The following is a 13,188-nucleotide window of genomic DNA, read 5'->3' as shown; positions in this document are numbered from 1 at the left end:
ATTCGTTTAAAGTTTAACATTTAGTCCAAGTGTATAGGTTCTTGGCAGCGGATAGAATCCAAGATCAATTCCTCCTCCAATTGGAGCTCCTGTGGAGGCTGTAGGATCGTATCCGGAGTATTCTGTAAAGGTAAATGCGTTATCAACTTTAGCATAAATTTTAACTCCATTGATACCAAAAGCCTTTAAGTTTTCAACGGGAACATTATAACCCAGAGAAATGGTTTGTATTCTTAAAAAGGAACCGTCCTCAACAAAATAGTCTGAAAATAATTTATTGGCTGTAGCTCCAGTTGTCACTCGAGGCTCTGTAGAAGAGGTCCCAGGACCTGTCCAACGATTTAATCGTCTACTTAACATATTAACGTTGATCTGATCTCTTTCAAAATTTCTTACAATTTCATTGCCTAAGTTAGCAAAAGAATAAGCGCTAAAGTCGAAGTTTTTGTAAGTAAAAGATAAATTCAGACCCATGGTTACATCTGGTATTGGGTCACCAATATACGTTCTATCATCTTGACTTATAACACCATCTCCGTTCGTATCTACAAACCTTAAATCACCAGGACTAGCTTCAACACCTGCAAGTTGAGATTGAGAAGGATGTGCCTCTACTTCAGCTTGAGACTGGAATATTCCATCAGTCTTAAGACCGTAAAAATATCCTAAAGGTAATCCTACTTCCATTCTGGATGGAGGTTGCTGACCTACACTAAACTGGCCACCTTCTAGGAACTCTGCACCGTTAATTTGAGTAACCTCGTTATCGATAGTACTTACGTTATAATTGATAGAGAATGAAAAGTCATCACTAAAATCTTTACTATATCCCAATGTGGCTTCAAAACCAGTGTTTTTAACTGTACCTGCGTTGATGGTTGGAGCAGAGCTCCCTGGAGCTGCTATTCCAAATATACCTGAGGTTGGTATTCCTGGTATCAGTAGATCTTCCCTTGTGTTATCGTAATAATCTAATGTTATGTCCAGGTCATTATTGAATAATTGAAGATCTAGACCTATATCCAATTTCTTAGCGGTTTCCCACTTCACGCTTGGATTAGCTAAGGGACCTAGAGCTTGTCCAGTAGTCAGACCTTGGTCTGGACCAAATAAGTACTCTGCTTCACCACTCAGAACAGATAAAAAGAGAAAATCTCCAATCTGGTCATTTCCAAGTTCACCGTAACTTGCTCTTAGCTTAGCAAAATTTAAAATATCATTAGTTCCAATAAAATCCTCTTCAGTCAATAACCATCCGGCTGTTACTGAAGGAAACCATCCAGTAGAATTATTAGGTCCAAATCGAGATGAAGTATCCCTTCTTAATATGGCCGAAAACAAATATTTATCTTGATAATCAAATTCAAATCTTGTGAAGTAAGATAATCTTCTAAACTCGCTTACAAATGATCCATTAGTTTGATTTCCTTCTCCAACACCAGTAGCAGAACCTAAGTCAGCAAAGTCATAGCTATTCCTTAGAACGCCTGTTCTAGAACCAAATAAACCTTCTCCATGAGACCTAAACACGGTTAAACCTGTTGTGTTTGTGACGTCCAATTCACCAAAAAATGTTTTTTCTATGGTATTGAACAAGTCAAATGTGTAATCATAAAAATCTTGCTGATCCAGATCGACTTGATTGACAGGTCTATTAAATACTTTTCCCGTTCCAAAATTAAATTCAGGGAAAAATTGTCTGTTGTTAAGTTTTGAGGAATTAAAACCATAACGGGCAGTTAATTCAAAATCTTGAATGTACTCTAACTCAGCTACCACATTACCACTTAAACGGTTACTCTCAAAATCATTAAAAGTATTATTGATTTGAGTAAGTGGGTTTACTACTTCATTTCCTAAGTCTATAGTCCCATCTAAATTATTTCTATTTTGATTAATTGTAGGAGCAATGTTTAGAGCATTAAATAAAACCGAACCCAAACCAAATGAATTTATACCCTGAGATCTGTTATTCGTAAAAATAACATTTGCCTGAATATTAAGGTAGTCTTTTACTTCGGTGTTTATCGATAAGTTTGCCGTAGTCCGTTTAAAATTTGATTTATCTGGAGCTACAATACCTTTCTGATCTAAGTGAGAAGCACTAAACGAGTAATTTGTTTTTTCAGAACCACCTCTTATGGCAAAGTTATTACTTACCACAGCGCTGGTCTCTAAAACAGCATCTTGCCAATCTGTATCGTTTTCAATATTGTTTAGATTTGAAAAAGGCAAAGATTGTCCTGCATTAGCATATTTTTCATTGATAAGAAGTGCATACTCATTGCTGTTTAGCAAAGGAAGCTTTCTTGTTGTTTCTTGTAAACCTACGTAGGTGTTGTAAGTAATTTCTGGAGCAGTATTTTTGCTACCTTTTTTGGTTTCAATAAGAACAACACCATTTGCACCGATAGAACCATAAATAGCAGCCTGAGCATCTTTCAAGACCGTAATAGTCTCAATATCTTGTGGGTTTATGGAATTAAGACCACCGTCGTATTGAAAACCGTTAAGAATAATAAGTGGAGAACTGTTACCGTTGGTGGAAACACCTCTAATTCTAATGTTAGATTCAGCACCCGGGGATCCAGATTGTGGGGTTACATTGACACCGGCAGAAGTACCTTGTAAAGCAGTTGCTGCATTGACAGGCTCTAAATCTTGAATAGATTCGGAGTTTACGGTAGATACAGCACCTGTCACTTTCCGCTTGCTACTTTTACCGTAACCAATAACAACCACATCATCTAAAGCTTGAGTATCCGAAGCCAATTTGACATTAAAGTCTGAGGCTTCTGCAACTTTCAACTTTAAAGTTTTAAATCCTAGGTAAGAAAAAATTAAAGTGGCATCGTTTGGAACTGACTTTAAAGTAAAATTACCGTCAAAATCGGTTGTGGTTCCTGTAGAAGTTCCTTCAACAATTACGTTGACTCCTAATAAGGGCATTCCAGATTCGTCGTCTGAAACATTTCCTTCAATGTCTTTTTCTTGTGAATACGTCCACATAGAAAACAAACAAATTGTCGCTATCAAAAAGTTTTTAACCATATCATAAATTATTTAACGTAAATCTAATTTTTCATGGACTCTATAAACAGATTTTGACGTTACAAAAAAACTACAAGGGTCTAAAAACCTAAATATAATTGGAATTAAACACTCGTATATATTGATTTTATTGACACCTCAAGAGATGTTAAAATTATAACTACATCGATGTAGAACTCGCTAAAACGGGTTAATGTATAGGTAATGTATGGAAAAATATAGCTAATGTATTGGTGCTAGATTTCTAGAATATAATCTGTCAAGCCTATTTCTCTATTTAAATCCATCTTTTTACGCAAACGATATCGCTTGACTTCTACACTTTTGGTTGAAATATTAAAAAGAGGCGCAATCTCTTTTGAAGATAAGTTAAGCCTAAGGTAAGCACATAATTTTAAATCGTTTGGAGTTAAAGAAGGATGTTTAGATTTGATTGTCTTTAAGAAATCTTTGTCTAAATTATTAAACGCTTCCTTAAACATTTTCCAGTCATCTGTATTATTTATGTTTTTATTGATGATTCGAATTACATTCTGAGATGACTTTGACAGGGGCTTCTCTTTCTGAAGCTCATCCTTAATTGATCCTAAAAATTCATTTTTCTTAATTAAGCTCATAGTAGAAACCGCGAGTTCTCGACTCTTGCTATTAATATCTTGCTCGAGTTTTTCGTTTTTAATATTTATGAGTTGCTTTTGGCTTTCAAGTTCTTTTAACTCTAGCTCCCTATTGGCTTGCCGCTTTAATTCATGTTTTTGCTTTTTATAATATCTTTTATAAGCGTTATGAGTAATGATAATAATAATTACAAGTAGTAGGACGTAAAGTGCTATCATACTAGTAGAAAAAATAAATGGCTGTTTTATGGAGAAGTGATAAGACTGGATTTCAGATTCATAAAGTTCGCCTACGCGGGCTCTTACCTGAAATTCATAATCTCCCGGAGGAAGATTACTAAATGAGGTTTCATAAACTTGACTCCAATCGGACCATTCGTCTAAGAATCCTTTCAACTTGTACTGATACTCAGAAGCGAAATATTTTTGGAAGTAAGGAATACTAAAGTTGAAATAAAGATTATTGAATTTATTCTTAAGTGTTGGAGAAGCATCAAATTCTGCAGCTTGATATACTCCCCCATTCTTTTTAAATTGAATCGAATTTATTTTTAAAGATTTATCAATTTTGGTTTTAAAAAATTTATCAACATCAACAACAAGATAGCCCTGTGTGGTTCCCACTAAATATTGGTTTTCATCTTTTAGCTGATAGATGTTTTCATATCCTGCCATCGTCTCCCTAAAGTCAGAAGTAATAGGAACTGAGGCAATCCTGAATTCTTTTTCGAATTTACCCTGAAGCGTAAAATCGATGCTAGTTTTATTGAAACTCCATAGGCCAATTTCTCCTTCTGTATTTACCAGCTTGCCTGAAGAATAAGTGAGAGGAGTATACATTTTACTTAGTAATGAATCCCGAGAGAATTTATTTTCATCATTTTCATATTTCCATACTCCAGAGCTTTGCGCATAGTAAACAGTATTCTTGAATTTAATTAGACTTGAATATAACCCTAAATCGAAACCTTCAAACTGATAAACATTTTCAACATCTGTGTAATTAGTGTTCAAACTGACTTTATAAACACCTTTGTACTCATGATCTATTAAAATTTCGGTTGGGGATATAAATTCGATAAATTTTGATGAGACATCAAATCCTTTAATTAGATTCCGAAAACTCCAAGTGCCAAGATCCTTTTCTAAAATGCTCATTCCCTTATAATTCCCCTGCAGAATTAAATTAGGATGATTGGGAACCGGCTTAAAGCACCAAGTTCCTGTCTGATCTGATATCTGATTAAACTGATTGTCGCTATAACTGAAGGTTCCGTTATTATGTCCACACAATAAATCACCATCTATCACATTGAGTGACCAAACCTGACCACTAGACCCTTGAACAAGAGTGAAGTTTTCTTTTGTGTCCTCTAAGGGTCTATAGAATAGTCCTTGATTGGTCCCCAAAAAAAGTTTACCCTCAAAAATTGCAGAAGCGTAAACGGTACCTAAAATCCCTTTATCCCCAGTGTAAACGGAAATTGGTGAGTCAACATTCACACTGTTGATTCCATTGTCTAAACCAAGCCATATGTTTTTATCTGAATCCTCAAAAATAGATAGAACTGTATTGTTGTATAAACCTTCTTGTTGAGAAATTTGTTTATCAATAGTTCCATCTTTGTTCAGAAAAACAACTCCTTGCGATATTGTACCTAAAACAAATGCACCTGATTTTGTTTGAAGACTTGTATAAACCGAAAAATCTTGAAGCTTATTATCAGGTGAAGGCCATTGCTTTGGAAAGGGTTCTAAAGTGAAAATACCATTGATGTCAGTTTGAACTAATAGTTCAGAATCCTGCTTATAAATATTGATTATTAAACTTTCTTGAAATATTGGATGATCTGAAACTAAGAGTGAATTCCCGTCCTGTATTTTATAAAGACCTTTATTTGCGATTTGAAAAAATAAGTCATTTTCAAGCTTATACATTTTTGTAATAGACCCGTCAATCAGAACTTTTTTAAGACTTTTTTCTTTTAAATGATATGTATAAATGTGATCTAAAGACTGAAATATAATCCAATCTTCTAGACGATCAATTTTCCAAAACTGCTCATCGGGTCCTATAGAATCAATAATAGGATTGGATAACGAATGATATTCTAATTCTCCTGTAGGTAAACTTTCCCAAAATCCAAACTCACGATAACTTCCGCTATAAATCTTATTGTCGTGATAAAAGACAGACCTCAAAATACTTTGATTAGGCGAAGGATATAAATTCCAAGCTTCACCGTCATATTCTAAAAGCCCTTTGTTGTTGGCCACATATATATGCTTATTGCCACCTTGAGTAATGGACCAGTTTTGATTATCTGCTTGATAAGCTTTAGGTGAAAAGGTAAGAACCGGAGGTAATTCCTGAGAAAATGAAGTCACGGGTAAACCCCATGCGAAAAAAAACAACACATTAAGAATAATAACTAGGGAAGGGATTTTAGTCCCAAATGTCCTCAAGTTCTTCAAGGGATTTATTTTTGGTTTCGGGAATAAATTTATAAGTAAAAATTATAATTATGATTATAAACCCAATAAAAATATAATAAGGCAGTGAGCCATTCCAGAAGTCATTCATGTTTGTTTCGCTTTCAGAAACCACCGGAAAGAATTGGGACACCAAATAATTGGAAGCCCATTGAGCAGCAACCGCAATGGACATAGCAGCACTTCGTATGCGGTTTGGGAACATTTCAGAAAGTAAAACCCATACTACTGGCCCCATAGACATAGCAAAAGAAGCGATAAATAATAACACACCTATCAGTGACAAGATTCCGACACTTTCCATTTGAAGAGTGACACCAAGCAAGGCAAAACCCACTACCATTCCAACACAACCAATATAGACAAGAGGTTTTCTACCGAATTTATCTACAGAGAACATGGCAATGAAAGTAAAAATCAAATTGATAAAAGCGAGCAATATTTGCTGTTCCAAAACATCATCTTTGCCAAAACCTAAAGCTTTTTCAAAAATGTCGGATCCATAATAAAGCACTGCATTAATACCCGTGAATTGTTGAAGCATAGAAAAGACGGTACCAATAATAATAATCCCTAATATAGCTTTGGAAAAGAAATTGATTTTCGGTTTTTCTGTATTTTGATCTATAGAGTCTTGAATTTGAGAAGCTTCTTTCTTGGCCAAATCCTTTCCATGAATCTTAACCAACGTACCAAAACCCTCCTCTGGTCTTTGCATCAGGTATAACCAGCGCGGACTTTTTGGAACAAAAAACAAGAGTATTAGAAATAACCCACTTGGAATGAGTTCGGACCAAAACATTCTTCTCCAGCCAAAGGCAATATTTTCTTCAACACTTAGGTTTTTCCCTATAAAATAGGTTGCTAAAAACACAAGAAAGAAACCTATAACGATAGCCAGTTGGTAAAAAGTAACCAAACTACCACGTTTATGAGATGGGGCAATTTCTGCAATATACATGGGAGCACTCATAGATGCAATGCCTATACCAAGTCCGCCAAGAATTCTAAACATAACCAAAAGCGAAACAGACTCTGGAAGGAATGAAGGCAGTCCGGAACCCCAGGCTGAGATCGTAAATAACATGGCAGAAACAATTAAAGAATTTTTACGACCAAATTTCATACTCAAGTATCCAGCGCTTATCGCACCTACCAGACAGCCTATCAGAGCAGATCCTACCACCCAGCCCTTCATAACTGGATCGAGTGAAAAATATTGACTTAGAAAGTATTGTGCGCCATTTATTACTCCAGTGTCGTAACCAAACAAAAAACCGCCAAGAGCGGATACAGAAGTGATAAGCAGTAAAAATGTTCTAGGCTTCATAAAAGTATTTAAAAAGGCAAAATAGAAAAGATATTTTAAATAAGTAATACTAAATGTAAAGAGATTTTTTTCTTGCCTGAATTTTGAAGAATGCTATCTAGTAATAAAATCCCACTTCTATAGAAATTAGAGGAGTAGGATTTTAAATGTAATGATGGTTATAACTAAAAGCTAGACACTCTCAGCTCTCAATAGAGAGGCCTAAGCGAAGATTTACATGAATTGATATCTCTTCGTGAACCTTTATTAGTCCCATCGCTTTGGTAGGTGCATCCAGATTAAAATCTTCAATATTTAAGTTTAAAGTAGCATTATAGTTGATTTCCTTGCCTTCTTGTAATGATATAAGCACAGGAAGTGATTTTTTCACTCCTGCTATGGTCATTACAATCTTAGCTTGAAAATTTGCCCTTTTAGGCATAATTTCATAAACCTCAATTTGAATGACAGGAAATTTATTAGATTTTACAAGTTCATCAAAATCCTTATTTATCCGACGTCCACCACAATCAAAAGAACCAGATTCCAGTTGCAGTTGTGCATCTTCTATAAGCCATCCATTTTCAATATTTTCATAAGACAAAGTGAAGGTTTTAGGTTGAATTGGTTTCAAATAATCACAAGTGAATTCATTTACATTGGAAGTGCCATTAATATAAAGATGACTTCCTTCCAAGATTTTTACCTCAACTTTATTTTCTACATCCCTATTAAGGAGCATTGAAAAAAGACTTAAAACTATTATACTAATTAATTTCATCTTATAGGTTTAAAAAGTTAGACTCACTCCAAAAGAGTGAGTCTAACAGGCTTGGCTAATTTAAAAGCTAATTACTGCTTCGAGCATAAGTCCATCAAACTGTCCGTCAGCAAGAATACTTGCAGCATCAGAATAAGATTGATTCACATATTCCAATTTTGCAAGAATATTTTTGGTCATAAACCAACCTGCGCCAAGTTGTAGTCTATCCACACTTATATCTTGTCCTGAAGCTTGTTCCCCATCGATGTAGCTATATCTACCTCCTACATAAAAATCTTCACTAGCTCCAAATCTGTAAATTAAGTCTGCCGCATAATGATTGTAAGTTCTGCTTGGAGGGTTAGGACCAAATCCTTTACCTGAAGCATTTTCATACAGACCAAAGAACTCTAAACCTTTATACCTAACGAAAGGGTTGATCATTACAGAAGTTAACTCAGTAGATAATCCCGGGTTGATGCGACCAGATCTGAAGTTTCCAGAAGATGATGCTCCTACTTCTTCCATAACCAAATAGTATCTTGAGCCGGCACGGTCACCATCGTACAACCAAGTTTTAGAAGACTCTTTTGTAGTATAAAGAGATCCTGTCATTCTGAATCTGAAATCGTCATTAAATTGCTTATCGTAACCAAATTTAGCTAAGAAAGAAGGTTTGGTATTGGTCTCCTCAACAGATTGATTCAATTTACCATTGGTTACACCAAGCATAGCTAACCACCCATTATTTCGATAATAAGCTTCAAAACCAACTTCTGTGGTAAAAGAGTCCATCAGATAGTTTCCAATAAAAGGATTGTATATGGTAGCTGCATTATCAGAACGTCTAAAGTGCGCATCACCATAATTAATTTCCATGTGTCCAAACTTAAAGGTTAAGTATTTCATGGTTTCAGCCATAAAGCCTTCACCAACAAATTCAAGTTTATCTACTAGTAAATAACCTCCTTTTACGTAAGGCTCAGGGTGATGACGTGATGAGAGATAGGTTCTTAAGTGCATACGCACACCATCATAAAGAGCTACATCTAAATCTAAGTTAGCTGTCGCCAGGTTAAAATTATCCCCCAAAGCTATTAAAGGTACAGCTCCATTATTCTCGTGATCAATAGATTGAAACTGTAATGTGGATGCACCACCGATTCTGACTTTCAAACCATCAAAGGTTGTAACTGTGTCTTTTGGTGCTTCAAAAACGTTAATACCTCTTTGGTCTCTAGGCCTGAAGTTATCCAAATCACGCTTTTGCGCAAAAGAGTTGAAAGAAAATGCCATTGTAAGGCAAATCATTAAAGTTAATTTTAGTGTTCTCATCGTTATTAGTTTTAGGATTTATAATGTGTTAAATTGAAAATTATGTTGACTGTATCACCTGTAGTGATTGTTCCAAACAAAGCAGTAGGTGGTTCTATTCCATAGTTTTTCATGTCAAGACCTTGAGCTGCTTTGAGGGTGAATCCAGCGTTGGTTTTATAAAACTCTACAGGGATTTCGACGGTTTTGGTAGTGCCTGATATAGTTAGTTCCCCTTGAACCATAGCCTTGTAAACTCCTGTTGATGTTTCTACTAATTGAACTGGTATAGAAGAAGTAAAGGAAACTTGCTTATACTCATCTTCATTCAGAGCCTCGTAAGTATTTTTATCCATTTTACTTTTTCCACTATCGAAGCCTTTCACCGGTATAGATAGATCCATAGAATTGACTTTTTTGAGCTCACCTTCAGTTACAGACAGATCGATTTGACTAGTAAAATTTTTAGCGAGGATTTCCCAATCGTGAATGTTGGATGTCCCTTCTATCAATATAAAATTCTCGCTACTAGGAGTTGCATTGTATTTTGCCTGAGATTGTCCTACCGAGAAAACAAAAAGCAAAAGCAAAACCGAAATGCTTTTAAAATGTATCATATATGTAAATTTAAATGGTTCATCAATTATAAATTATTTGTTAATGCAAAGTTGAGAAACAAGGTATCCTTAGAATATGAGCAATATCATAAAAAGTGAATTCGAGTAACAAATGTTACATTAAGTAAGGATAAAAATTTTCGAGTAAAGCTTTTTGGTTAAAGTGAAGTCAATTCTCCTGTCAATCCACAATCAAATCTTATTTTTAAAAAAATTGAAATTATGAGTGAAGTAAAAGCATATGGCGCCAAAGCAAGCGACGCCAATTTAGAACAATTAGACATCAAAAGAAGAGACTTACTTCCAACCGATGTTCATATAGAAATAGAATACTGTGGAGTATGTCACAGTGATATACACCAAGTGAGAAACGACTGGAAAAATTCAAAATACCCAGTCATTCCAGGACATGAAATTATAGGTCATGTTGTTGCTGTAGGGAGCAAAGTCACCAACTTCAAAAAAGGACAAAAAGTAGGTGTAGGCTGTATGGTAGATTCCTGCCAGGAATGTAATTCTTGTAAGGAAGGTCTCGAGCAATTTTGTGAAAATGGCATGACGGCAACCTATAATAGTCCAGATCAGCATCTAGGTGGTCATACCTACGGTGGTTACTCTGAGGAAATTGTAGTCGACGAAAAATTTGTCCTGAATGTTCCAGAAAATCTAGATATAAAAGCTGTCCCACCGTTACTTTGTGCAGGAATAACCACCTGGTCACCACTTAGACAATGGAACGTACAAAAAGGAGACAAAGTAGGTGTTGTTGGTCTTGGCGGTCTTGGACATATGGGCATCAAATTCGCTCACGCCCTAGGCGCACACGTGGTCATGATTACCACATCTCCAGAAAAAAGCAAAGATGCAGAGCGTCTTGGCGCTGATGAAGTTTTAATTTCTAAAGACGCTGAGCAAATGAAACAACACGCCAACTCATTCGATTTTATATTGAATACCGTTCCTGTCGGTCACGATGTTAATCCCTATTTAAATCTGCTTAAGCGCGACAAAACCATGTGTTTGGTTGGAGCTATTGAGCCTTTAAAAGGAGTCAACGGTGGCGCATTAATCGTGAAAAGAAAGCGATTAGCCGGTTCGCTTATCGGTGGAATTGAAGAAACTCAGGAAATGCTTGATTTCTGTGGAGAACACGATATCGTTTCTGATATAGAAATGATCGATATGCAGAACATCAATACCGCTTTCGAAAGAGTAGTTAATTCTGACGTCAAGTACAGATTTGTCATCGACATGCAGTCATTGAAGAATTAAATTTAGTTAAAAAGGATATTCAATATATCATTCTGAATATTCTCGACTGAGTTTATCTTGAGCATTGACTAAAGGCTCGAATTTAAAACCTTTGAGAAAAAATCCTATTATGGATTTAAATTCAAAACTCCCTTCCGAAATCAATTTCGAAAGGGAGTTTTTTTAGTCCTTGTATTCCCATTCTTTCAAAGTATCCATAGAGACGTAGTCCAGCATTTTCTCGTGGCAAGATTCCAGTTTCAGGTATAGAGGATGTCCTGCCTCTTTACTTTTCAACCAAACGCCCATACACACGCACCACCAGTCGCCGGGCTTTAAGCCAGGAAAACTCCACTGAGGTTTAGGCGTTACCAAATCATTTCCTCGCGCTTTATTCCACTCCAAAAAGCCTTCAGTAACTTTAGCCGCAACGATATGCAATCCTCGATCCTGCTCCGCATATTTACAGAATCCATCGCGAAATACGCCCGTCATCGGATCGTAAGAACAAGCTTTTAATTCGGTGCCCAATACATTTTTCATAGTCTTTTTTTTACTTCTGATTTTGACGTAATTTAAGAATTAATGAGAAAGCTAGCAGGCTTAAAAGCCATGAAATCGCTTGATTAAGAAGCCGGGATTTCAGATACTTGAAATCTAAAGTTAGAATTAAGATCGCAGTTCATCTGAAGCCCACATAAAACCAACTTCGAATATAAATAAACGTCAATATATCAATCAATACCCCAGCTTTGTCCTCACTCTAGTCAGCACTGCATCGGCTACATCTTTTGCCTTTTCAGCACCGATACCCAAAAGCCTGTCGATTTCTGGTTTGTTTTTCATGAAATAGTCAAACTTCTCTCGCTCCTCTTTATAAGTATCGCGAATCAATTCAAACAAGGCTTGCTTCGCATGACCATACCCAAACCCTCCAGCTAGGTAATTTGACTTTAAGGCTTCAACTTGAGTTTTAGAGCCAATCAATTTATAAATCTGAAATACATTACAGGTTTCAGGATCTTTAGGATCTTCTAAGGGCGTACTGTCCGTTTCGATTTGCATAATTTGCTTGCGCAATTTCTTATCGGTCTGGAAAATATTTATCGTATTGCCTTTAGACTTACTCATTTTAGCACCATCGGTTCCTGGGACGTATTTGGAAGATTCAGATAATTTGGCTTCAGGCAGCACAAAGGTGTCGCCATATTGAGCGTGGAAGCGTTCGGCCACATCCCTGGTCATTTCAATATGTTGTAATTGATCTTTACCAACGGGAATAAATTCAGCATCATAGAGCAAAATATCCGCGGCCATCAACATAGGATAGCTAAATAAGCCCGCATTAACATCGCTCAACCGGTCTGCTTTATCTTTAAACGAATGGGCTAAAGTTAGACGTTGGTATGGAAACATACAGCTTAAGTACCACATCAGTTCAGTTACTTGTGGGACATCACTTTGTCTATAAAAGGTCGATTTTTCGACATCTAACCCAAAAGCAAGCCAGGTGGCAGCAGTGGCGTAGGTATTTTCTTTTAAGACTTCAGCGTCCTTTATTTGGGTAAGAGAATGTAGATTAGCAATAAATAGAAACGACTCATTCTTTGGAGAATTAGCCAATTCGATAGCAGGGATAATTGCCCCTAATAAATTTCCCAAATGTGGAGTCCCAGTGCTCTGGACACCCGTTAATATTCTAGACATAAAAATGGATATATTACAAATTGAGTCAAAGATAAATGTTTTGTTCAACCGAACCCATTCAATTTA

At 36.0% G+C, this 13,188-nt stretch carries 9 protein-coding genes; 1 reads left to right on the top strand and 8 read right to left on the bottom strand.

Features of this window, described 5'->3' with window-relative positions:
- Positions 1–6: 6 nt before the first annotated feature.
- From LB449_RS01455 to LB449_RS01430, 6 genes are all read right to left on the bottom strand, one after another.
- Positions 7–3,051 carry a SusC/RagA family TonB-linked outer membrane protein gene (locus LB449_RS01455; RefSeq protein WP_224453296.1) on the bottom strand — a complete coding sequence of 1,015 codons (3,045 nt, stop codon included), beginning with the start codon at positions 3,049–3,051 and terminating at the stop codon, positions 7–9.
- Between the two features lie 236 nt (positions 3,052–3,287).
- Positions 3,288–6,143 carry a helix-turn-helix and ligand-binding sensor domain-containing protein gene (locus LB449_RS01450; RefSeq protein WP_224453295.1) on the bottom strand — a complete coding sequence of 952 codons (2,856 nt, stop codon included), beginning with the start codon at positions 6,141–6,143 and terminating at the stop codon, positions 3,288–3,290.
- Complete coding sequence (locus tag LB449_RS01445; protein ID WP_224453294.1) at positions 6,115–7,491, bottom strand: sugar porter family MFS transporter; 1,377 nt, start codon at positions 7,489–7,491, stop codon at positions 6,115–6,117. Before LB449_RS01445 ends, LB449_RS01450 begins: the two co-directional genes overlap by 29 nt.
- Positions 7,492–7,672: 181 nt before the next feature.
- Positions 7,673–8,251, bottom strand: a complete 579-nt coding sequence (locus LB449_RS01440; RefSeq protein WP_224453293.1) for a YceI family protein — start codon at positions 8,249–8,251, stop codon at positions 7,673–7,675.
- A 60-nt stretch (positions 8,252–8,311) separates the two neighbouring features.
- Positions 8,312–9,568: an OprO/OprP family phosphate-selective porin gene (locus tag LB449_RS01435; protein WP_224453292.1), complete on the bottom strand. Its 1,257-nt coding sequence runs from the start codon at positions 9,566–9,568 to the stop codon at positions 8,312–8,314.
- An 11-nt stretch (positions 9,569–9,579) separates the two neighbouring features.
- Positions 9,580–10,164, bottom strand: coding sequence for a YceI family protein (locus tag LB449_RS01430; RefSeq protein WP_224453291.1), 585 nt, complete (start codon positions 10,162–10,164; stop codon positions 9,580–9,582).
- Between the two features lie 222 nt (positions 10,165–10,386).
- Between LB449_RS01430 and LB449_RS01425 the strand changes: the two genes are divergently transcribed.
- Positions 10,387–11,436: an NAD(P)-dependent alcohol dehydrogenase gene (locus tag LB449_RS01425; RefSeq protein WP_224453290.1), complete on the top strand. Its 1,050-nt coding sequence runs from the start codon at positions 10,387–10,389 to the stop codon at positions 11,434–11,436.
- 162 nt (positions 11,437–11,598) lie between these two features.
- On the opposite strand, the gene LB449_RS01420 is transcribed toward LB449_RS01425, so the two are convergent.
- A complete protein-coding gene (locus LB449_RS01420; protein WP_262901802.1) occupies positions 11,599–11,946 on the bottom strand; it encodes a DUF2237 domain-containing protein in 348 nt (115 codons plus the stop codon).
- Between the two features lie 207 nt (positions 11,947–12,153).
- Positions 12,154–13,122 carry a tryptophan--tRNA ligase gene (trpS, locus tag LB449_RS01415; RefSeq protein ID WP_224453288.1) on the bottom strand — a complete coding sequence of 323 codons (969 nt, stop codon included), beginning with the start codon at positions 13,120–13,122 and terminating at the stop codon, positions 12,154–12,156.
- Positions 13,123–13,188 lie beyond the last annotated feature (66 nt).

It is taken from the genome of Psychroflexus lacisalsi, assembly GCF_020164495.1.
Taxonomy (GTDB): domain Bacteria; phylum Bacteroidota; class Bacteroidia; order Flavobacteriales; family Flavobacteriaceae; genus Psychroflexus; species Psychroflexus lacisalsi.
This window is presented reverse-complemented; position numbering and strand designations above follow the sequence as displayed.